Origin of the sequence: Paenalcaligenes sp. Me52 (assembly GCF_050487965.1) — a bacterium.
In the GTDB taxonomy this organism is placed as follows: Bacteria; Pseudomonadota; Gammaproteobacteria; order Burkholderiales; family Burkholderiaceae_B; genus Paenalcaligenes.
In genome coordinates, this window is record NZ_JBKQFO010000001.1 from 1160231 (window position 1) to 1180626 (window position 20396).

Here is a 20396-nt window from a genome sequence, read left to right on the forward strand (position 1 = left end):
ATGGTTTGCTGACCTACATACCTAGTGTAAATGCGTAGTTGAGGGCTAAAGCATTCCTCCGTATACTTTGTTTAGTCACACTAAACAATAAAGCGCAAAAGCGCGACAGGACGGATGAGGCATGCAGAACCAACACACAGACCCTGTGCGGTCAGAGGTGTCACCGTGGCGGGCAGCGAGTGCTGCGGGCTTGGGCACGATGATCGAGTATTACGACTTTCAGCTTTATGGCGTTTTAGCGGTCACGCTAAGCCTGCTGTTCTTTGTGGGTGAAAATGAAAACGCGGCATTGCTTTCTACCTTGGCGATTTTTGGTGGTGCATTTTTGGCCAGACCGCTGGGTGGTATTTTCTTCGGTTGGTTTGGGGATAGGCATGGCCGTACAGCAGCGCTGATGGTCACCATCATCGGTATAGGTGTGGCCAGCGCATTGATGGGGATGCTACCTACCTACGCCACCTTAGGGTTGATGGCACCAGCTTTATTACTACTGTGCAGATTGCTGCAGGGCTTTTTTGCGGGTGGTGAAATCACTGGGGCAGCGACGTATGTGGCCGAGTGTTCGCCAGCGAATAAGCGCGGTTTTTTCGGTGCATTTAATCCGGCAGCGGCTACCTTGGGGTTGTCATTGGCCACCGGTGTTGCGGGGTTGGTGAGCACGGTATTTGGTAAAGAGGCCATGCAAGAGTGGGCATGGCGTATTCCTTTTTTACTGTCTATTCCATTGATCTTGTTGTGTGTGTGGGCGCGTTCGCGCATTGAGGATTCTCCACGCTTTCAAGAGCTACTTAAAGCGCATAGGCCAGAGCATTCTCCTATCTCGGTGATTTTGCGTGAACACAGCCGCCCGCTGATGCAGGTGATTGCTATTGGCTTCGCACAAAATGCTGCAGGCTATGTAGGGGTGGTGTATTTGAGTACGCACCTGACCCGCACCTTGAAATACGATGCTTCAGCGGTGTTTTGGTTGGTGTCGTTGGTGACATTAATCTCTGCTTTCATCATGCCGTTTGCAGGTGGGTTGTCCGATCGTTTTGGGCGTAAACCACTACTTACCATCGGTTTGTTGGGGTACATGGTTTTGGTACCAGTCACGATGTGGGTGGCATCGTGGGGAAGTTTTGCTATTGCTGCTGTAGCAGTGGCTATTTCCATCATCCCTTTCATTATTGTGCAGTCAGTGGGTTACCCGCTGTATGCCGAATTGTTCCCTACTCGAGTGCGCTACAGCGGCGTATCGCTGGGTTTCAACATTGCCACCATTCTGGGTGGCGCGACCGCCCCCTTCATTGCTTCGTGGCTTAGCACGCAAACCGGTTCCAGCATGGCGCCAGCCTTCTATGTCATGGCTGCCGCATTGGTGGGCATCATCGCATTACGAAGTGTGCAAGAAACCTCTGGCCGCGCGCTGGCTGATTGATTACTAAGGATCTACAACAATGTCAGGTTATTTTCTCTATCACTCCATTGGTATGTTTGAAGGCAAACATGCTGCCATGCAAGCGCAGTTAGATGAGTTCACTAAGAGCTGGTCTGCGCTGGATGATGGGCAGTGGGGTTATGCGTTAGGCCAAAAGCAGGCGTTTATCAACGGTTGGGCGGAGCTCATTGGTGCGCGCCCACAAGATATCGCTCTGAGTGAAAACGTGACGGGCGGGCTGTACAGTATTTTGGGTTCCTTGCCAGACCATGTGCGTAAAGGTCGTACGTTATTAGTAGCGGGCGACTGTTTCCCTAGCTTGCACTTTTTGCTGCAGAAACTGTCGCAGCGCTTAGGTTTTACCTTGCGTACTGTGCCACTAAGCTCGGGGTTGGCTTATGTGTCGGACGATGATTTCATCAAGGCATGGGATGACACCGTGGGGTTGGCCTTAGTGACCTGGGTGAGTTCAACCTCGTCGCATCGAGTGGATGTGGATCGCATGGCGCAATGCGCGCGTGATCATGGCAGCTTGATGGCGTTGGATCTAACGCAGGCTGCAGGTTTAGTACCCTTTCAAGTGCATAACGATGTGGCCTTTACGTTGTCGGCCTCATTGAAGTGGGTGTGCGGTGTGGCTGGTGCGAGTTTGCTGCATGTGCGGCCAGATTTAATAGCGCAGTGTGAGCCAGAGTTCCGTGGTTGGTTTAGCCAAGATAACCCCTTTAATTGGAACTTAGATCAGTTTAGCTACGCACCAGATGCGCGTCGTTTTGATCATGGCACACCATCTGTATTGGCCAGCATTGCATCGTTACCGGGTCTGCAGTTTGTACAAAATACCGGCGTGCATAGTTTGTGGGAACAAAACCAAGCCCTAACTAGCATCATCTATGAGCGTGCTAAACAGCAGGGGTGGCAGGTGCTAACGCCGCTATCCGTATCAGAGCGGGGCGGCAGCGTCATGTTGAAAGCGAGCAGTGCAGCACGAGCGAAGGCCTTGGTGGACACGCTACGTGAACAAGAGCTGTATTGCGATCATCGTGATGCAGTGCTGCGCTTATCACCTGGCAACGTATGCCGTGAACAAGATGTACTGCGTCTGTGCGATACCTTACAGGCGGGCTGGTAATGCAAGGAGCAGCAATGGAAAAAACATGGGCACACCAAGCTAGTCGTCGTATAGAAAAGCCGGCTTCGGACGTAATGGCTTTTATGGCTGACTTAAAGTTGTTAGGGCAATGGTCTCTAGGCTGCTTTGACACCAAAGAGGTGGCCGAAGGCGTGGTGGTAGGCACATCCTTATTCGATGGTGGGCAAACGCACGTCAGCGTAGAGGTGTTACCAGAGCAGGGTTTGGTGCGCTATTGGGTGGGTAGTGTGGAAACGCGTAGTCCGCGTATTAGTGCGTGGGTGCAGGCAATAGATGAGCAGTCTTGCGTGCTAGTGATGATGGCCACGCGCAGTAATGATATGAGTGAAGAGCGTTGGCAGCGATTGCAGCGTTGCCACGAAACCGAGCTGGATATGATCCAGTCACAATTGCATAGCGGTTGGCGTCGCTAAATCGCTTTAGTAACTAGGTGGTGTGATGGCGACGATAAATCGCACATCGGCATCATAAGGGTTGCGATAGGCGTGGGGTAAGCTGGAGTCAAAATAACAGCTATCCCCCACCTCAAGTGAGTGAGTTTGTGTATCCACATCCACCAACAAGCGACCTTGCGTCACCACTACACATTCCTCGGCAGGGTGGCTCCAACGCTCACCAACCGATGCGCCGCCTGGTGGTAAAAAACCTTCCAACATCTCAATCTTACCCAGCCCCGGTGAAATGCGACTGTATTGCACACCAGAGGCTGATTGCAGGCGCATACGATCAGCCTCACGCACAACAGAAACTTGCTGCAAACTATCGCCCAGTAGCGAGAAAATAGGGGTATCCAAGGCCTTAGCGATTTGACGCAACGTATCCAAACTAGGTTGCGTCAGCCCACGTTCTACTTGGCTAATCAAACCAGGAGACACTTGGGCCAATTCGGCTAGCTTGCGTAGAGAGAGTTTTTTGTGCTCTCGCAGTTCGCGGATGCGTAGGGTGGTCATGAGTGGAAGTTCGTTGCTGGTGTGAGTGCTAGTGAGGGATAATTAAGCGCCGCAATGATAGGAGTTTACAACGAACGTGAGGGTGTGGCGCTGGGTGAGTGGTTGGGGTATATCAGGCTTCAAAAAGCTGTAGCGCCTACTCACACACTAACAGCACTAAAGCAAATGCCATAACAGGAAGTACGCAGCAGGCAGCAATGAGCAATAGGCTATCTATTTTTGTAGCTAGGCTTGTTTTATTGGGCGAGGAAAACTTAGTGGTGGATTTGGCGATTTGGTACAGCACTAAATAGACGACCATTGCAATTAATCCAGTCGTCCACCCTAACTGTGTTCTAGGCGTGAAATTACCTGGCACGCCTAGTACCCAAGGAATAATAAGCAGGCCACAGAGTAGTGCTACAGCGTAGGGAATAAACTTCAGCACGATTTTGAGCATGGTGTGTTGTGATGGTATTGGTTAGAGGGCTGCGTTTCCAAGTCGTTAATCGGATAGCGCCTCGGTATGCCACATAGTGCCTGGTTGTGCGGCAGGTGCATCGACTTGTTCAATGGCATCCAGTGGAGAGGTGCGAGTTTCAGCATGCAGGTGTTCCTGATAGGCACACAAGCATTCTAAAAATTGTGCCAAGCTGGTGTTAATAAAAACCCGCTGATTATTATTGTCATGATTAAAGTAGACGATCTCTTTGGTGTCAGTATCTATACCTAGTAGGTCACCATAGGCCGTTTGCCCAAGTGGAAAGAACGATGCAGGGATATCGCCAAATGCGCGCAGGCTTTCTATATCGTCAGTAGAGTAAGTGGAAAAGCTTAGAAAGGGCGGTGCACTTTCCGGTAAGCCTTCGGCTAACAGTAGTTGCTTAGCATCGGCACCCATATCATCCGGCAAAGACTCGCTCTCGAAAACAATAAACGCATCAAGTGGAAGATCTAACTCAGGAGGTGTTTGCGGCAGTCCGGCGCAGAATCGTTGTTTGAATGAGAGGGGCATGGTGGTTGTGCTAGATGGGCTTGGTTTTATATGTGTGGTGCTGCTGCTGGGCTTTTGTGCGAAGGCTGTTGTAGGCAGATTCTAATCTGCTACGGCTTTGTGCCGCCAATGAAGTTTTGTTCCCATGCAGCAGAAAACAAAAAAAGCCACCCTGTAGTGTGGGTGGCTTCATCGTTCTGGGTTACAGGTCGTATCCCGTGTGCAAATGAAGATTTGCGGAGCGCTCTTATAATTGAGGAGCATAAAAAAACGGCCTACATTGCTGTAGGCCGTTTTTCTTTATCTTGGTGGCTCATCCCTGATTCGAACAGGGGACCTGCGGATTATGATTCCGTCGCTCTAACCGGCTGAGCTAATGAGCCAAGAACGTTAATATAGCACCATGACTTTCTTCTTGGCAAGCACTTTTTGAAGAAATATTACAAAAGATGAAAAAAGATATAAAAAAAGCCCCTTCGATTAGATGAAGGGGCTTTTTGGCTGCTTAGGCTTGTTCAGTTTTAGCGCTATCGTCTACGTCTCTAGGCTTTACTGTTGGGCCTTCTGCGTTGCTATTCATGCTAGCAGGGCGGTGCTTTGTGCCTAGGCCGGACAATGCAGCACTCAAGCTGTACAGAGGCTCAAAGGACTCGGCTTGGGCCATAGGCCAACCCACACGGAAAATAGTTTGTCGGTAGTTGCCTTCCAGCAGTTCGCCTTTTTCCAGATCAGGGAACATGGCGGACAACACGCGAATCTCACCGTTAGGAATACGCTTAGCAATGTGGTGTGGGCGTAGTTCGTTAGGGTGGTGCAAACCAGCGGCTTTCAGCAGGTCTGCCAACGCTTTCAGGGTGTTGTTATGGTAGTTAGCAGCACGGCGTGATTTATCAGATACCACCAGCGCTTCTTGGCGGCGTGGATCTTGGGTAGTCACACCCACTGGGCAACGGCCAGTGTGGCAAGTCAGGGCTTGGATACAACCGATGGCAAACATAAAGCCACGGGCGCTGTTACACCAGTCTGCACCCAATGCCATGATACGAGCCATATCAAAAGCACTGATGATCTTACCAGATGCACCAATACGGATACGCTCACGCAGGCCAATACCTACCAGTGTGTTGTGTACCAAACGTAGGGATTCGCGCAGTGGCGTACCGACGTGGTCAATAAACTCTACTGGTGCAGCACCTGTACCGCCTTCAGCACCGTCAACCACGATGAAGTCAGGCGTGATACCTGTTTTCAACATGGCTTTAGCGATAGCGAACCACTCCCATGGGTGGCCAATGGTTAGTTTGAAGCCCACAGGTTTACCGCCAGACAGTTCGCGCAGTTTGGCGACGAACTCTAGCAGTTCAACAGGCGTAGAGAAGGCGCTGTGTTTAGCGGGTGACAAGCAATCTTGCCATACCGGAACTTCACGTGCAGCCGCGATCTCAGGTGTTACTTTAGCGCCAGGCAAAATACCGCCTTGGCCAGGTTTGGCACCTTGAGACAACTTGATCTCAATCATTTTGACGTTGTCTTGGCGGGCACGCTCAGCAAAACGCTCAGGCGAGAAGTTGCCTTTGTCGTCCCTACAGCCGAAGTAGCCGGAACCAATGTTCCATACCAAGTCGCCACCATACATAGTGTGGTAGCGACTGATACCGCCTTCACCGGTGTCGTGAGCAAAGTTACCGATCACGGCACCTTTGTTCAGCGCCATCACAGCGTTAGCCGATAGCGCACCAAAGCTCATGGCAGAGATATTAAATACCGACATGGAGTAAGGCTTGGTGCAATCAGGGCCGCCCACCAGTGTGCGGAAATTGCTATCAGGGATCTGACAGGGCTGCATAGAGTGGTTAATCCACTCGTAGCCGCTGCCGTAGATTTCTTGTTGCGTACCAAAGGGCAACTTATCTTCTTGTTGCTTAGCACGTTGGTACACCAGAGAGCGTTCAGCACGAGAGAAGGGGGACTCTTGGTTGTCACCTTCAATAAAGTACTGGCGGATTTCTGGACGGATGAATTCGAATAGGAAGCGCAAGTTACCAATCACAGGGTAATTTCTGCGGATGGCATGACGCGTTTGTTTTAGGTCGACTAGACCTAGGATGGATAGACCAATAAATGGCAGGGCCAAAATAAGCCACCATGCCGTATTGGTGATAGACAAGATAGTGAACACGACGGTGCCCAGAAATACGACGTAAAGGGCGGTGTAGCGCGTCAGTAAGCGATGCATGAAAAAAGCTCCAAGCTTCCTAGTAAATTTACAGCGGTTTTGGTGAGACTAAAGTACAGAAAATAAAGTATATACAGGAATGATTAACGGAAGACAGCGGGTCTACCCTTGGCAATGCCAGTACAACGTAAAGCATAGACAAAAGCGATACGAATAAGTTGCATACTTCCTGTATAACTATTTGTTATCAATGGATTTTATGAGTTTTGTAAAAGCCACGCAAACTTCTACGGTTGTGAGGTGGCATCACGCCGTGTGAAGAGCGTTAAAACGACACTGGCTCTGTACAATTTTTACAAAGTGGCTCTTTTTTCTAATCAGGAAAAAAAGTTATGAAATTATAAAAATAATTACAGAATCTATTATTGCGATGCAGCAAAAAATCAGGATTTCAGCAAAAGATTGCGTAGCGTGTCGAGCAGTGTTTGGTGATTGGAAGGGGGGTAGGGCAAAGCAGGTTGTTTACCCCAAACTGGGCTAGGCCAAGCAGGATCTTGATGGTGTCTAGCAATTACGTGCATGTGCAATTGGGGCACCATATTTCCCAGCGTGGCGATATTCATTTTATTGGCTTGGTAGTACGTATGCATGCGTTGTGCAACGTGATTGGTTTCTTCCCACAGGCGTTGTTGATCTGCGCTAGAAAGATCAAAGGTCTCGCGTATATCGGCTTGTCTAGGTACCAGAATGACCCACGGGTAGTGTTGATCATTCATGAGCAGTACTTTGCACAGCGGCAGGTCTCCAATTTCCAGTGTGTCTGCAGCCAGTGTGGGGTGTAACGTAAACATGAATGAAAGCCCTATTGAATATGCAAAGGAAGGGTGACGGGACCGTTGTTGACTAATGCTACCTGCATGTCGGCACCAAAAACGCCTGCACCTACGGTGTGATGCATGGTTTTGGCTTTGTCTACCAAGTAGGTAAAAAGGAAGCGTCCTAATTCAGGAGGCGCTGCGCGCATAAAGCTAGGGCGATTCCCTCGGCTAGTGTCTGCTGCTAGCGTAAACTGGCTTACTAATAAGAGACCGCCTTGGGTTTGCTGCAAGCTAAGATTCATTTTGCCGTCTTCATCATCAAAGATGCGCAATTTGAGCAGCTTATTTAGCAAGTTGTCTGCGGTTTCTGGAGTGTCTGAGGGTTCTGCGCAAACTAATACCATCATGCCGGCCTGAATGCGGGCTACTTCGGTGTCAGCAATAGTGACGCTGGCAGACTTAACGCGTTGTACCAGCGCTAGCATGAGGCAGGCTCCGCAAAGTAAGGGTAAGTTTGAATCGAGAATGAGAATAGTTTACTATTTGTGATCACGATCAAGGACTAGAAAGAGACAGCGGCATGCAGATTGTGTGTGCCGCGATTTGTAAGGAAAATTATTGTGCAAGAATCATCGTATCACATAGAAAAACAGATCCATCCTATTAAAGTACGCAGCGCGTGGGTAAAGTCTATTACCCGACCTACGCCGCACATGGCGCGTATTACGCTGCAGGGTGATGATCTGCACGATTTTTACTCCCCGGGCTTTGATGATCACGTAAAACTGCTGTTCTCAGAGCAAGCTGGGCAAGAATTGGCTGTACCACAAGTAGGTGAGCGTGGCTTGGTGTTTGATGAGGGTCAGGCTAAGCCGGTTATGCGCGACTACACGCCACTGGCGTATGACAATCAAGCTTGCGAAATGGTGATTGATTTTGTCTTGCACGGCACGGGCGTAGCATCCACATGGGCAGAACAAGCCAAAGAAGGCGATAGACTGTTGATGGCAGGCCCGCGTGGTTCAATGCTGATCCCTACTGTTTTTGATTGGCAGGTATTGGTGGGTGATGAAACGGCATTGCCAGCGATCACTCGCCGACTACGCGAACTCAAACAAGGTACAAAAGTAAGCGTTGTAGTAGCGATCAACCATGAAGAAGCCCGCATGCCATTGTCTAGTGCAGCGGATATTGATGTGCATTGGGTGGTGGAGCCTAACGGTGATGTCGCCCGTCAAAAAATACTCGCTACCTTGCAGTCGCTGGCAGCAGCTAAGCAAGGCGAAGGTTTTGCGTGGGGCGCTGTAGAGTACTCTCAAGTGGGGCCTGTGCGTGAGGCCTTGATGCAGCACTTTGACTTAGATGCATCCCGAGTCAAAGTGTCTAGTTACTGGCGTCGCGACGAATAACGCAACGCCAGTATGGTAGGCGGCTTATTTATCAGTGTGCAGTGTTAAGTCGCCTGCTTTAATCCAGTCCAAACGCCTGCATAGCCAGGCAAACAGCAAGCATAGCGTTGCAGGCAAAATGAAGTGCAGCAGCGCAATGGAAATCCATACCGAACTGCTGTAACCCATCGCTTCTAATGTACCCACCTGGCCTACTAAACCACTGGTGCCCATACCTGAGCCAGTAGGGATATTGCGCATGTCAAAAACCAATGCGCCTATAGGGGCCAGAATAGCCGACGCTAAAACGGGTGGAATCAAAATAAACGGGTTGCGTACTATATTAGGTAGCTGCAACATGCTGGTGCCTAAACCAATACCCAATAAGCCTGATGTGCCATTTTCTTTATAGCTCATCGCTGCAAAGCCCACCATTTGTGCGCAACAGCCAATGGTGGCTGCCCCGCCAGCTAGTCCTCCTAGTTGAAGGGAAATAGCGAGCGCAGCACTGGACATGGGGCTGGTCAGGATAATGCCCATGACTACAGCAATAATGATGCTCATAAAGAAGGGCTGTAGGGTAATGGCCCACTCGATGGTTTCACCTGTGGTGCGCATCATATCGCCTAGCCATGGGGCTACCCATGACGCAATGAGCGCGCCACTGATCAGAGCGCTGGCAGGCGTAGCAATAATATCTACAGGCGTGCTTTTATGTACCAGTTTACTGAGCTCGGTGCTAATGGCAACGGCTACAAAACATCCTACAGGGCCGCCGCCCACTTTTACGGCTAAGGTGCCAACAATAGCGCTGGCAAATAACACCATGGGTGGTGCTTGCAGGCCATAGGCAATCCCTACGCCAATAGCGGCCCCCATACCAGATTGAGCTATGGCGCCTACTTCTATCAGCCAAGGTAAATCCGTCCAGTTGCCTACGGTTTTTAAAATCAGTCCAATAATCAGCGAGCTGAACAACCCAAGGGTCATGTAATTCAGGGTTTGAATACCGTATCGCTGCAGGGAGAACTCAATGTTCCGTGAACGTAAAAAAGCCGCTACAGACATATAAACTCACTTTGAGTATAAATAAGATCTGCTAAGTGTATAGGAAGGCGGGGCTAGAGGGATAGTGCTTGTTGCAGTATTTGTGCGAAAAATACAGTGCGACGCACGTCTTTGCTTTGGCGAAGTTTGCTCGTCATCAGCGGCAGAAGCACGCGTTGTAATCGTTGTAGATGACGATTTACCTGTTGCAGGGCTTGTAGAACCCGTGCGTTCGGGGCTTTACGCAGATAACTGGCCAATAAGGTGCTGCCCATGTCTAGATCGTCTTTCAGATAGTGCAGTAGTGAGTTAAAACAAAGCAACACATCATAAGCCTGCGCTAAATGTAGGGGCATGGCGTTGCCGGTGTTTTCCTCAAAATCGATACGATAAACTTTGTGGTCTTTGACGGTGAGATTGCGTACTTGTGCGCCACCATGCCATTGATGGTGTGTATGTAGTTCAACTAATGAGTCCACTACGCTTTGTAATAGTTCTAGGTTTTTTGGGGCTTGAGAAAGCCTATTTTGCACAGACTCGCCTGTGTGTGTCATGACCAAATACTCTGGGGTCAGCAACAAGACTTCGGGAACCGCTATGCCGTGTTGTTTCAGTGCCTGTAAGCGTTTGGCCTCGTAGGCAATGCCACCCAGGCGTAATTGGCGTGGGTTGATCCAGACCTTAAAAAGTAGAGAGCCAAATAATGCGCTGCTAATTTCACGTAGCTTACGACCTGGTTCTTTGCGCGCAAATTTGACGACATAGGGAGTGTCGTCGTGATGCAGTACGATGGGCCTCATGGGCTTTTGTGGTACTAATGGCTCTATTTGGGTAATTAAAGCCTGAGCAAGCGGGTGGTCTTTTGTAAGCATTTGCTCATTTTAAAAGATGTGACAGATTTGTGAATGGCCTTAGTGATAGTTCTTGCTTTACATAAATTGCGTTGCTATAATCCTTTCTTCTTTGAGAAAGCAAAGATAAGCCCAGGTGGCGGAATTGGTAGACGCGCATGGTTCAGGTCCATGTGCCGCGAGGTGTGGAGGTTCGAGTCCTCTCCTGGGCACCAATCAAAAGATTAGTCTTTTGGCCGCATAACATAGTTATGTTATTTGCTTAGTTTCAAAGAGGTAGTGTAGTAAAAATGCCCAGGTGGCGGAATTGGTAGACGCGCATGGTTCAGGTCCATGTGCCGCAAGGTGTGGAGGTTCGAGTCCTCTTCTGGGCACCAAATTCCTAAAAAAGCCGATTGTTTTTATAACAGTCGGCTTTTTTGTATTGAGATTCCCGTGAGTGGGTGTGATTGCCATGCAAATTTCACCGACTAGGCTGGGTAACCATTGTATGCTATCACTTTGATGAGCGACTTCAACGCGAGGAAGCTGGGTGAGTCATACGCTGCATCCGCCTTCCAGTACTTAATTTGAACGGGAAGCCTTTTGCTGAAAAAAAATCAAAAAACTCCTCATCAGGGTAAAGCCCCTGAGTCTGTGTCAGAGCAAGGCGCATACGCGCCACCTCCTGATTTCGATCCTCAGATTCCCAGTCGGGAACAATTCTTGCAGTTCTTGCGAACATGTCCAAAGGGTATTGCCGTTAATGCATTGGCAAAAAAACTGGGCATGAGTTTTCCTTTACCTGTGGGTGCAGAGCGCCGCTTGGCAGCAATGCAACGTGATGAGCAAATTATGATTGATGATTCTGGTCATATTTCTCTGAATACTCGTTCGCAATTTATTGCGGGGGTAGTGCAGGGGCATCGAGATGGTTTCGGTTTTCTTATTCGAGATGAGGGTGGTCCGGATCTCTATTTGTCGCAACGTGAAATGTTGCGTGTACTGCATGGCGACCGTGTGTTGGTGCGTGCAGATGGTGAGTATCGCGGTAAACCAGAAGCAGTGATTGTTGAGGTGCTAGAGCGTCATACCAATAGATTGGTGGGGCGCTTGGTTATGGAACACGGTAATTACACCGTGGTGCCAGAAGATCAGCGTATCAAGCACGATATTTATGTAGCGCCTGCTGATTTGGCGAATGCCAAGCCAGGGCAGGTGGTTGTAGTAGAGATCACTAGACAACCTGCACGCCACACGCAGCCTATGGCTAAAGTGGTAGAGGTGCTAGGGGAGGTCGATGATCCAGGCATGGAAATTGAAATTGCTGTGCGCAAGTTCAATGTGCCTTTTGAGTTTAGTGATGCCGCTAGTCGTCAAGCAGAGCGTTTACCTGATGAGGTGCGCCCTAATGACCTTAAAGGCCGAGTAGATTTACGTGATCTACCTTTCATTACTATTGATGGTGAAGATGCGCGCGACTTTGATGACGCCGTGTACTGTGAATCAGTAGACATTGGTCAAGGTAAGCGTCCACGTGCGGGTTGGCGTTTGTTGGTGGCAATTGCTGACGTAAGTCACTATGTGCGACCTGGTGATGGCATAGATGGCGATGCGATCGAGCGTGGTACCAGTGTGTACTTCCCGCGTCGTGTGATTCCTATGTTGCCGGAATCGCTGTCCAACGGTATTTGCTCGCTGAATCCTGGCGTTGATCGCTTGGTGTTAGTGTGCGACATGATTATCCCTGCTGATGGAGCAACGGCCGGTACGGTTACTGCCTATCAGTTTTACGAAGCCGTGATTCATTCGCATGCACGTACTACCTACACTGGCGTGTGGGGAGCGTTGCAACAGCCTGATGGTCCTGCCGCCCAAGAAATGGCTGAGGTCTTGCCGCAACTGCATACCGCTTATGAGCTGTATCGTAAGTTGGCAGAGCAGCGTCGTGTGCGTGGCGCTATAGAGTTTGATACGGTAGAAACTAAAATCGTATGTAACCCATTGGGTCGCATTGAGCGCATCGAGCCGTTGGTGCGTAATGATGCACACAAACTGATTGAAGAATTTATGTTGGCTGCTAATACATGTGCAGCTGACTTCATGAGTCGTCACCGTCGACAAGGTCTCTATCGCGTACACGAAGGACCTACGCCTGAAAAACTACAGAAATTGCGTGATTTCTTGCGTACGTTGGGCTTGTACTTAGAGGGTGGCGATGAGCCAGGCACTGAGGATTACGCCAAGCTCATGCAAAGTGTGCGTGGTCGTAGCGATTTCGGGATTATTCAAACTATGTGCTTGCGCTCTATGCAGCAGGCGGTCTACAGCCCTGAGAAGCTGGGACACTTTGGTTTGGCCTATAAGCTTTATACGCACTTTACGTCACCTATTCGCCGTTACCCCGATTTGCTGACGCATCGTGTCATCAAGAGCATTTTGCAAGGTAAGCCTTACGAGCCTGATCTGCCAGATGAAGCGGGTGAGTCTACGCTTAGCGCGGCTAAGCGTCAGCAATCTAAGTGGGAACGTCTTGGTGTGATGCTGTCTGCGCGTGAGCGTCGTGCTGATGAGGCGTCTTACGATGTGCAGGCTTGGCTGAAATGCTACTTTGTCAAAGAGCATATAGGTGAAGAGTTCAGCGGGAAGATCACCGGCGTTGCTAACTTCGGCTTGTTTATCACGCTGGATGCGCTGTATGTGGAAGGCTTGGTGCATATCTCTGAGTTAGGGGCAGATTACTTTGTCTTTAACGAAGCCAGCCATGATCTGCGCGGCGAGCGTACAGGTATACGCTACAAATTGACAGATGCTGTGCAAGTGCAGGTCGCTCGTGTTGATCTGGAAGCGCGCCGCATTGATTTTCGTTTGGTGAAAGGTACAGGCTACGAAGCCTTGATGTCACCGTCTAACGAAAATGCTCGTGGTAAACCACAGAAAAAAGCAGCGCCAGCCAAACCTAAAGCATTAAAAGGCACGTCTAGTGAACGACGTGCTACAGCACGCAAAGCCGCCAAAGCGGCCGCGCGCGAAAAAAACATCAAAGCCCGCGCTGCAAAAAAGCGGGTTAAACGCTAGTTGAAGGAACAGTATGTCATTGCAGGTATTGGCGGGTTTTCATGCCATACAATCGCGCATGCGCCATGCGCTTGAGTCTATTCAAGAACTCTATGTAGAAGAGGGTAGGCGTGACAAGCGCATGCAGGCCTTTGTGGATCAGGCTCAAGGGCGTGGCATTCGTGTCATGTTCGTGGATAAAAAACGCTTAGATGGCATTAGTCAGGGTGTGCGCCATCAGGGTGTTGTGGCATTGGCCAAAGAAGTGGCACTAGCATTGGATCTAGACGAGTTACTTGATCAAGTAGAAGACCGTAAAGAAAAAGCCTTCTTATTGTTATTGGATGGCGTAACAGATCCGCATAACTTGGGCGCTTGTCTACGTACGGCAGATGCCGCTGGTTGTCATGCAGTAATCGCACCGCGTGATCGCGCTGTGGGTTTGAATGCTACGGTGCGTCGTGTGGCCTGCGGGGCAGCTGAAACGGTCCCTTACTTGACGGTGACGAACTTGGCTCGCACCATGCGCGAGCTTAAAGATCGTGACATTTGGTTAGTGGGCACCGACGACGAAGCCACACACAGTTTGCATGCTGTCGATGCGCGAGCCGCAATGGCATGGGTGATGGGGGCAGAGGGCGAAGGTATGCGTCGCTTGGTGCGTGAAACATGTGATGAGCTGGTTTCCATCCCTATGCTAGGTTCTGTGGAGAGCTTAAACGTGAGTGTGGCCAGTGCGGTATGCTTGTATGAGACGGTGCGTCAGCGTCAGGTAGGTGTGTAACCGGCCATATACATATATAGCCATAATGTATAAGTAACTAACCAACCCTTTGCAGATAAGCCGTCATAATAAATAGTTTGATGACGTCCACATGCAGGCATAGGGTGTGCTTGCATGTACTAGTTGAGTGCATATATGTCTGCAAATGGGTTTACAACCGAAGTAATACATTCCGATCGCCGCCAAGGTAGTGAGTGCGGTGCAGTACATCAACCGCTGCATCCCTCTACCGAGTATGCGTTTTCTGATGCACGAGAGTTGGCAGCGGTATTTCAAGGAAAGGCGGGGTTTAGTTATGCTCGCCAAGGCACGCCCACTACAGCGGCGCTAGAAAAACAAGTCACCAAAATGGAGCAGGGCACAGCAAGCGTCAGTTTTGCGTCTGGCATGGCTGCGCTCAGCGCTATTTTCTTGACCCTGCTTAAAGCGGGCGACCACCTGATTTCCAGTAAGTATATTTTTGGCAATACCAACAGCCTGTTGTTAACACTGCAGGGCTTTGGTGTAGAGGTTACGTTGGTAGATGCTACCGATGTAGAGCACGTACGTGCAGCCCGCAAAGCCAATACTCGCATGGTGTTTACCGAGACTATTGCTAACCCTGGGACGCAAATTGCCGATCTGCAGGGTATAGGTGAATGGTGTAACCAAGAGGGCTTGCTGTATGTCTTGGATAACACGCTCTCCACGCCGTGGTTGCTGACAGGGCGCCGTGTGGGGGCGTCGTTAGTCATGAATTCGCTGTCCAAATACATTGCAGGGCATGGTCAGGCGCTGGGTGGCATGGTAACGGATACGGGTCTGTTTGATTGGTCTGATTATCCGAATATTTCTCCGGCCTATAGACAGGGCAATCCGCAGTCTTGGGGGCTTACCCAGATCAAGAAAAAAGGTTTGCGTGATATGGGGGGCACCTTGTCTTCAGATGCTGCGCATCGTATCTCGGTGGGGGCAGAGACCTTACCGCTACGCATGCAAAAGGCCTGTGACAACGCCAACCGTTTGGCGCATTTCTTAGCACAGCATCCTCGTGTGACAGCGGTGAAGTACCCAGGTCTAGACTCTCACCCTCAGCATGAACGTGCTCAGCAGCTCTTTGATGGGCGTTTTGGGGCACTTTTGGCGGTAGAGCTGGCGGCGGATATTGATGTCTTTGATTTCTTAAATCGCTTGAGGGTAGTAGCCTTGGCTACGCACTTGGGGGATACGCGTAGTCTCACTCTCCCTGTGGCTCATACCATCTACTATGAAATGGGTGCAGAGCAGCGTGCGTTGATGGGAATTGCCGATAATCTTTTACGGATTTCGATCGGAATTGAAGACTATGCCGATCTGGAAGGCGATTTCTCGCAGGCTCTAGAGCAGCGATAGGGCTTTTAGCATATTTTTGGACGTGAGTTAAGGGTTAGGCTGAAAAATCGTTCCATGAATATGAGAAAAGTGAAAACATCAGTAAATATGCGGGTTACAGAGCACTAATTGCTTGACAGGGTACTGATTCAAAGGCTTAATACGGCTTAGCTCGCTACGAGACACATCATGAACCGTCAGGTACAGCGCTCACTAAATTAGAGCGCTATGTGCACTTGAAAGGCGTGGCTATTTTTTAGCTTAAGCTGTTCCGAATTTTGTGGGCGGCAATTACAAACATCAGGGGTATTCCTTAAATGAACAAAACCGAGCTTATCGACTTCATTTCTAACAAGGCTGACCTGTCCAAAGCAGATGCTGGACGCGCATTGGATGCGTTCATCGATGCGGTTACCACCACATTAAAAGAAAAGGACACCGTAACGCTGGTAGGTTTCGGTACTTTTGCTGTGTCCGAGCGCGCTGCTCGCACAGGCCGTAACCCACGTACAGGCGAAACAATCGAGATCGAAAAAGCCGTTGTGCCTAAGTTCCGTCCAGGTAAAGCACTGAAAGATGCAGTAAATTAATAAATCTTTCAAAAAGTACTTGCAAGGTTTTAAAAACGATCCTATACTTCTGTTTCTGGTTCGGAACACAACAAACCAAATGGGTGCTTAGCTCAGCTGGTAGAGCGGCGCCCTTACAAGGCGTAGGTCGGGGGTTCGATCCCCTCAGCACCCACCATTTGATTTGAAGTGAAAACCAAGCAAAATGAAGCCCTAACGTGAAAGCGTCAGGGCTTTTTTGTTTTCTATCGTTTTGGGTTTTGCGGAAGCATTGAAGCTGCTTTCTCATGGCGGTTAGGCTGCATAGAAAGAGTTGATACTGTTGTCATACGATTGCTAGTTACTCACTTTACGAGTAGGGCAGACTCATAAATGCCAGCAAGGCTTGTGATGCGTGCCTGAAACGATAAAAACATACTGTATAGATAAATGTTAGTAAATCTATCAAATAGCTGTTGACAGATTTTGCAAAAGCATCCTATACTTATGTTCTTGGTTCGGTACACAGAAAACCAAATGGGTGCTTAGCTCAGCTGGTAGAGCGGCGCCCTTACAAGGCGTAGGTCGGGGGTTCGATCCCCTCAGCACCCACCATTTGTTTAATGTGACAAACCTCGCAACGAGAAGCCCTAACGTGAAAGCGTCAGGGCTTTTTTGTTTTCTGAGCGGCTATAAGTATTCTTAAAGCCGTAACTATAGTGACAGCAGTTCTGCCCCGTTCTGTGTTAGCTAGGCATAAAAAAAGAGCCCCATAAAGAGGCTCTTCTTCTCTAGAGCTGTTAATGCGCTTCTCTGCGCCGCAGAGAAGTCGCTAACGGCTTAGAACGAGTAGGTCACACCTACGCTACCAAACACGCTGGTTTTGTCTTCCACGATTGGGCTATCAGCCGCGTCACCCAGCAAACGTTTAAAGCCCAGCACGCCAACTAGGTTCCAGTTTTGGCTCAGCTCTTGATTCCACGTACCAAACAGTGAAGCAGATTTGAAGCCAGAGGAAGGGTTGTAGCGAGTTAGGCGGCCACCGCTAGCATTAGCTTCATGCTGCTTCACGCCAAAAAAGGTTTTCATGGAATCGCCGCTAGCCCATTCAGTGTTCGCACCTACGCGGAATGTAGTGCCTGCTGCCGACCATACTTGGTAGGAGCCACGGAACTCAGCTACGCCACCGTAACCGTTATGCAGGGCTTGGTAATAGGCGGCACCCAAGGCCCAGTTGCCTGGACGCCATTCGGTAAACACACCAGCGTTACCGTGGAATTTGATGCGGTCTGTACCAGTCAGATGGGACGACATGCTGGCACGACGGCCAAGGCCCATACCTAGAAATACACCAGCGCTCCAATCATTGGTAATTTCTGTCTGCCAGCCAGCACTGGGCAAGCCAGCACGAGGGGAGATAAAGAAATTACCGTTCTTGTAATCAATGATGGGGGAGGGCAAAGCGCGGTAGTCTTCAGAGCCTTCGTATTTAGGAATAAAACCTACACCTACACCAATGGTGTTTTTGGCGTGTAGCCCAGTAGAAAGTAAACCTAAAGTGATTGCTGCGGTAGAGCACAGCAGTGTTTTGCGCGCAGATGAGAATACAGACATGATAGATAAGGAATACGGTCAATGAATATGGACAGAGGGCATACCTATAGGTCGCCACGCTCTGATCGTAGAGCCTTATCTTACCGTGTTTTATACTGCAAAGCGACCCGTAATTCGCTTTGTTATGTTAAGGTTTTTTTATTTGTAAGAGATTTTTCTGCGTATTCTTAAATAATCAAAAGTAATAAGCAAAAATTTATTTATTCGTTCTTGTATATGAAGGGGCTTGATAGACTTGGCTTTTATCATCACGCTCACCGAGATGTACTCATGAGTATAGAAGTACGGAATTTACGCAAACAGTTTGGTTCATTTACGGCGCTGCACGATGTCACGCTGGACTTCCCTGATGGCGAGTTGGTGGCCTTACTTGGGCCGTCAGGCTGCGGTAAAACGACGTTGTTGCGCATCGTAGCGGGTTTAGAGCATGCAGATGCCGGGCAGGTGGTAATCAACGGCCAGAACATGGCCTCTGTGGGTACGCGCGAGCGCCAAGTAGGCTTTGTGTTTCAGCATTATGCATTGTTCAGACACATGACAGTGTTTGACAACGTGGCATTTGGATTGCGTGTGAAACCGCGTAAAGAGCGCTTAGATGAAACCGAGATTAAACGTCGCGTGAAAGCCTTGCTTGAACTGGTACAACTGGACTGGTTAGGCGATAGATACCCCGCTGCTTTATCGGGTGGGCAGCGTCAACGTATCGCATTGGCCAGAGCCTTAGCTGTTGAACCTAAAGTGCTGTTGTTGGATGAGCCTTTTGGTGCGCTGGATGCCAAAGTCCGCAAAGAGCTGCGTAGTTGGTTACGACGATTACACGATGAGTTACATATTAGTACGTTGTTTGTGACACACGATCAGGAAGAGGCCATCGAGGTGGCTGACCGTATTGTGGTGTTGAACAAAGGACATGTAGAGCAACAGGGTAATCCGCAAGATGTGTATGAGCATCCTGCCTCGCCATTTGTGTATGAGTTCTTGGGGGCTGCTAACCGTCTGCCTGGTGTGGTGCAGTCTGGTACCTTTAAAGCTGACCCAGATCTAGGCCAGTTCTCTATGGAGTTTGGCACTACCCAGAAAGAAGGAAATGTAGTGGGTTTTGTTCGGCCGCATGACATTGATTTGTTGAATACCACCTCAGCACCAGGGGTGTCAGTACAGATAGATCGTGTGATTCCCTTGGGTGGGATGGTACGTGCTGAATTAAAATTGCCACACCAAGATCAATCGTGGGAAGCCGAGTTCGATCAGTTAACCTGGGCAGGTTTGGCACTGAAAGAAGGCATGCAAGCGGTTGCTAGGCCAAGGAAGTTTAAAGTTTTCCCGGCCTAACGATTATTGATTGAGCGAGATGAGGTTTACTTGTCTCGCTTTTCTTTATTCTGTTATTGAGAATAGTTAGCATTACTGTTACTATGGCGTTTTGCTTTTAAGCAGGTTCCCCAACTTTGTGGGCTAACATTTCCTGAATTGATTATGCAGCAGCTTCACACCTCTTATACCGGTAGCTCACGCTGGATCCTCAAAGGCACAGCGCTCGCTATAGCTCTGGGTTTACATGCAGGTGTATTGGCCACCGTGTTCATGAGTGATGAGCCTAAAATGGTTGGTGAGCCAGCCATGGAACAAATCGTTGGTGTGGATTTACTAGAGTTCCCTGATCCTGATCCCGGCGAACCTCAATTGGCACAAGCGGAAATTGAACAACCGCCAGAGCCCGAAGAAATTGTAGAAGAAGAGCCTGAACCCGAGCCGGAAGAAGAAGTTGAACCGGAACCTGAGCCAGAGCCTGTGGTGGAAGACCCGGTGATCCCTGAGCCAGTTGTTCAGCCTAAACCCAAACCAAAGCCTAAACCAAAACCGCAGCCTCGTCCTGAGCCTACACCTAGGCCAGAGCCTGCGGAACAACCGGCTGCACCCGCTACACGTAATGTGGCAACTGAAACCCCTAGCACAACACAAGCGGGTGGTCAGCAAGCCGCACAAACTGTAGACCCGAATAGACCTAGAGTGATTAGCCAAGTGAATTACTTGGGGCCACCACCACAACCTGTATACCCACGTGCGTCAGAGAGACGTCGTGAACAGGGGCGTGTGATTGTGCGTGTACTGATTTCTACCGAAGGTTCGGTGATTGATGTGAGTGTACGTACATCATCAGGGCATAGCCGATTGGATGAAGCCGCTATTAGTGCGGTACGTCGTGCGCAGTTCAAACCTTATACCGAAAATGGCGTGGCATATCGTGCTATGGCCGATATCCCATTTGACTTTGTTTTATAGGACGT

Annotated in this window: 19 protein-coding genes and 5 tRNA genes; 14 read left to right on the forward strand and 10 right to left on the reverse strand. The window is 49.5% G+C overall.

All coding sequences use genetic code 11. The annotated features are described in order from the left end of the window. The first annotated feature begins 121 nt into the window (after positions 1 to 121). Genes ACLO87_RS05400 through ACLO87_RS05410 form a run of 3 tightly spaced genes read left to right on the forward strand, consistent with a single transcriptional unit; the run spans position 122 to position 2986 of the window. Positions 122 to 1420, forward strand: coding sequence for an MFS transporter (locus ACLO87_RS05400; protein WP_135865726.1), 1299 nt, complete (start codon positions 122 to 124; stop codon positions 1418 to 1420). A 19-nt stretch (positions 1421 to 1439) separates the two neighbouring features. After that, positions 1440 to 2552 (forward strand): aminotransferase class V-fold PLP-dependent enzyme, encoded by a 1113-nt coding sequence (locus ACLO87_RS05405; RefSeq protein WP_430222988.1) that lies wholly within the window; start codon positions 1440 to 1442, stop codon positions 2550 to 2552. 14 nt (positions 2553 to 2566) lie between these two features. Next, positions 2567 to 2986, forward strand: a complete 420-nt coding sequence (locus ACLO87_RS05410; protein ID WP_430222989.1) for a hypothetical protein — start codon at positions 2567 to 2569, stop codon at positions 2984 to 2986. 6 nt (positions 2987 to 2992) lie between these two features. Here the strand turns inward: ACLO87_RS05410 and ACLO87_RS05415 are convergent, their stop codons facing one another. From ACLO87_RS05415 to dtd, 7 genes are all read right to left on the reverse strand, one after another. Beyond that, positions 2993 to 3523, reverse strand: a complete 531-nt coding sequence (locus ACLO87_RS05415) for a helix-turn-helix domain-containing protein (protein WP_430222990.1) — start codon at positions 3521 to 3523, stop codon at positions 2993 to 2995. Between the two features lie 136 nt (positions 3524 to 3659). Beyond that, on the reverse strand, positions 3660 to 3962 hold the full coding sequence (locus tag ACLO87_RS05420) for a hypothetical protein (RefSeq protein WP_430222991.1): 303 nt from the start codon (positions 3960 to 3962) through the stop codon (positions 3660 to 3662). 45 nt (positions 3963 to 4007) lie between these two features. Then, on the reverse strand, positions 4008 to 4517 hold the full coding sequence (locus tag ACLO87_RS05425; RefSeq protein ID WP_430222992.1) for an SUKH-4 family immunity protein: 510 nt from the start codon (positions 4515 to 4517) through the stop codon (positions 4008 to 4010). 285 nt (positions 4518 to 4802) lie between these two features. Further along, positions 4803 to 4879, reverse strand: a tRNA-Met gene (locus tag ACLO87_RS05430). A gap of 122 nt (positions 4880 to 5001) precedes the next feature. Then, entirely contained in the window at positions 5002 to 6732 is a 1731-nt protein-coding gene (locus ACLO87_RS05435; protein WP_430222993.1) for an FMN-binding glutamate synthase family protein, read from the reverse strand. Positions 6733 to 7115: 383 nt separating this feature from the next. Next, positions 7116 to 7523 carry an HIT domain-containing protein gene (locus ACLO87_RS05440; protein WP_135864902.1) on the reverse strand — a complete coding sequence of 136 codons (408 nt, stop codon included), beginning with the start codon at positions 7521 to 7523 and terminating at the stop codon, positions 7116 to 7118. Positions 7524 to 7534: 11 nt separating this feature from the next. Then, positions 7535 to 7975, reverse strand: coding sequence for a D-aminoacyl-tRNA deacylase (gene dtd / locus ACLO87_RS05445; protein ID WP_135864901.1), 441 nt, complete (start codon positions 7973 to 7975; stop codon positions 7535 to 7537). A 135-nt stretch (positions 7976 to 8110) separates the two neighbouring features. Between dtd and ACLO87_RS05450 the strand changes: the two genes are divergently transcribed. Further along, complete coding sequence (locus ACLO87_RS05450; RefSeq protein WP_135864899.1) at positions 8111 to 8899, forward strand: siderophore-interacting protein; 789 nt, start codon at positions 8111 to 8113, stop codon at positions 8897 to 8899. Between the two features lie 24 nt (positions 8900 to 8923). Here the strand turns inward: ACLO87_RS05450 and ACLO87_RS05455 are convergent, their stop codons facing one another. Both ACLO87_RS05455 and ACLO87_RS05460 read right to left on the reverse strand, forming a co-directional pair. Beyond that, on the reverse strand, positions 8924 to 9946 hold the full coding sequence (locus tag ACLO87_RS05455) for a PTS transporter subunit IIC (protein WP_430222994.1): 1023 nt from the start codon (positions 9944 to 9946) through the stop codon (positions 8924 to 8926). A 53-nt stretch (positions 9947 to 9999) separates the two neighbouring features. Then, complete coding sequence (locus ACLO87_RS05460; RefSeq protein WP_430222995.1) at positions 10000 to 10725, reverse strand: RIO1 family regulatory kinase/ATPase domain-containing protein; 726 nt, start codon at positions 10723 to 10725, stop codon at positions 10000 to 10002. A gap of 181 nt (positions 10726 to 10906) precedes the next feature. On the opposite strand from ACLO87_RS05460, the gene ACLO87_RS05465 reads away from it, so the two are divergent. The 8 genes from ACLO87_RS05465 (at position 10907) to ACLO87_RS05500 (ending at position 17109) form a co-directional block, all read left to right on the forward strand. Then, positions 10907 to 10991, forward strand: a tRNA-Leu gene (locus ACLO87_RS05465). Positions 10992 to 11068: 77 nt separating this feature from the next. Further along, positions 11069 to 11153, forward strand: a tRNA-Leu gene (locus ACLO87_RS05470). Positions 11154 to 11412: 259 nt separating this feature from the next. Further along, a complete protein-coding gene (gene rnr / locus ACLO87_RS05475) occupies positions 11413 to 13833 on the forward strand; it encodes a ribonuclease R (RefSeq protein ID WP_135864904.1) in 2421 nt (806 codons plus the stop codon). 13 nt (positions 13834 to 13846) lie between these two features. Further along, complete coding sequence (gene rlmB, locus ACLO87_RS05480; RefSeq protein WP_135864895.1) at positions 13847 to 14596, forward strand: 23S rRNA (guanosine(2251)-2'-O)-methyltransferase RlmB; 750 nt, start codon at positions 13847 to 13849, stop codon at positions 14594 to 14596. A 135-nt stretch (positions 14597 to 14731) separates the two neighbouring features. Beyond that, on the forward strand, positions 14732 to 15967 hold the full coding sequence (locus ACLO87_RS05485) for a cystathionine gamma-synthase family protein (RefSeq protein WP_430222996.1): 1236 nt from the start codon (positions 14732 to 14734) through the stop codon (positions 15965 to 15967). A 296-nt stretch (positions 15968 to 16263) separates the two neighbouring features. After that, positions 16264 to 16536 (forward strand): HU family DNA-binding protein, encoded by a 273-nt coding sequence (locus ACLO87_RS05490; RefSeq protein ID WP_135864891.1) that lies wholly within the window; start codon positions 16264 to 16266, stop codon positions 16534 to 16536. Between the two features lie 81 nt (positions 16537 to 16617). Next, positions 16618 to 16693: transfer RNA gene (locus tag ACLO87_RS05495), tRNA-Val, on the forward strand. Between the two features lie 340 nt (positions 16694 to 17033). After that, positions 17034 to 17109: transfer RNA gene (locus ACLO87_RS05500), tRNA-Val, on the forward strand. Positions 17110 to 17334: 225 nt separating this feature from the next. Here the strand turns inward: ACLO87_RS05500 and ACLO87_RS05505 are convergent. Continuing rightward, on the reverse strand, positions 17335 to 18108 hold the full coding sequence (locus ACLO87_RS05505) for a MipA/OmpV family protein (RefSeq protein ID WP_430222997.1): 774 nt from the start codon (positions 18106 to 18108) through the stop codon (positions 17335 to 17337). A gap of 270 nt (positions 18109 to 18378) precedes the next feature. Here ACLO87_RS05505 and ACLO87_RS05510 point away from each other — a divergent pair, with 270 nt between their 5' ends. Next, the gene (locus ACLO87_RS05510; protein ID WP_430222998.1) at positions 18379 to 19440 is read left to right on the forward strand and encodes a sulfate/molybdate ABC transporter ATP-binding protein; all 1062 of its coding nucleotides are present in this window, start codon (positions 18379 to 18381) and stop codon (positions 19438 to 19440) included. A 144-nt stretch (positions 19441 to 19584) separates the two neighbouring features. Further along, positions 19585 to 20391, forward strand: coding sequence for an energy transducer TonB (locus tag ACLO87_RS05515; RefSeq protein ID WP_135866256.1), 807 nt, complete (start codon positions 19585 to 19587; stop codon positions 20389 to 20391). The last annotated feature ends 5 nt before the right edge of the window (positions 20392 to 20396 follow it).

What these genes read in the sequence shown, in the direction of transcription:
- ACLO87_RS05400 (WP_135865726.1), top strand. Translation starts at nt 122, where the DNA reads ATGCAGAACCAACACACAGACCCTGTGCGGTCAGAGGTGTCACCGTGG.
- ACLO87_RS05405 (WP_430222988.1), top strand. Translation starts at nt 1,440, where the DNA reads ATGTCAGGTTATTTTCTCTATCACTCCATTGGTATGTTTGAAGGCAAA.
- ACLO87_RS05410 (WP_430222989.1), top strand. Translation starts at nt 2,567, where the DNA reads ATGGAAAAAACATGGGCACACCAAGCTAGTCGTCGTATAGAAAAGCCG.
- ACLO87_RS05415 (WP_430222990.1), bottom strand. Translation starts at nt 3,523, where the DNA reads ATGACCACCCTACGCATCCGCGAACTGCGAGAGCACAAAAAACTCTCT.
- ACLO87_RS05420 (WP_430222991.1), bottom strand. Translation starts at nt 3,962, where the DNA reads ATGCTCAAAATCGTGCTGAAGTTTATTCCCTACGCTGTAGCACTACTC.
- ACLO87_RS05425 (WP_430222992.1), bottom strand. Translation starts at nt 4,517, where the DNA reads ATGCCCCTCTCATTCAAACAACGATTCTGCGCCGGACTGCCGCAAACA.
- ACLO87_RS05435 (WP_430222993.1), bottom strand. Translation starts at nt 6,732, where the DNA reads ATGCATCGCTTACTGACGCGCTACACCGCCCTTTACGTCGTATTTCTG.
- ACLO87_RS05440 (WP_135864902.1), bottom strand. Translation starts at nt 7,523, where the DNA reads ATGTTTACGTTACACCCCACACTGGCTGCAGACACACTGGAAATTGGA.
- dtd (WP_135864901.1), bottom strand. Translation starts at nt 7,975, where the DNA reads ATGCTAGCGCTGGTACAACGCGTTAAGTCTGCCAGCGTCACTATTGCT.
- ACLO87_RS05455 (WP_430222994.1), bottom strand. Translation starts at nt 9,946, where the DNA reads ATGTCTGTAGCGGCTTTTTTACGTTCACGGAACATTGAGTTCTCCCTG.
- ACLO87_RS05460 (WP_430222995.1), bottom strand. Translation starts at nt 10,725, where the DNA reads ATGAGGCCCATCGTACTGCATCACGACGACACTCCCTATGTCGTCAAA.
- rlmB (WP_135864895.1), top strand. Translation starts at nt 13,847, where the DNA reads ATGTCATTGCAGGTATTGGCGGGTTTTCATGCCATACAATCGCGCATG.
- ACLO87_RS05485 (WP_430222996.1), top strand. Translation starts at nt 14,732, where the DNA reads ATGTCTGCAAATGGGTTTACAACCGAAGTAATACATTCCGATCGCCGC.
- ACLO87_RS05490 (WP_135864891.1), top strand. Translation starts at nt 16,264, where the DNA reads ATGAACAAAACCGAGCTTATCGACTTCATTTCTAACAAGGCTGACCTG.
- ACLO87_RS05505 (WP_430222997.1), bottom strand. Translation starts at nt 18,108, where the DNA reads ATGTCTGTATTCTCATCTGCGCGCAAAACACTGCTGTGCTCTACCGCA.
- ACLO87_RS05510 (WP_430222998.1), top strand. Translation starts at nt 18,379, where the DNA reads ATGAGTATAGAAGTACGGAATTTACGCAAACAGTTTGGTTCATTTACG.
- ACLO87_RS05515 (WP_135866256.1), top strand. Translation starts at nt 19,585, where the DNA reads ATGCAGCAGCTTCACACCTCTTATACCGGTAGCTCACGCTGGATCCTC.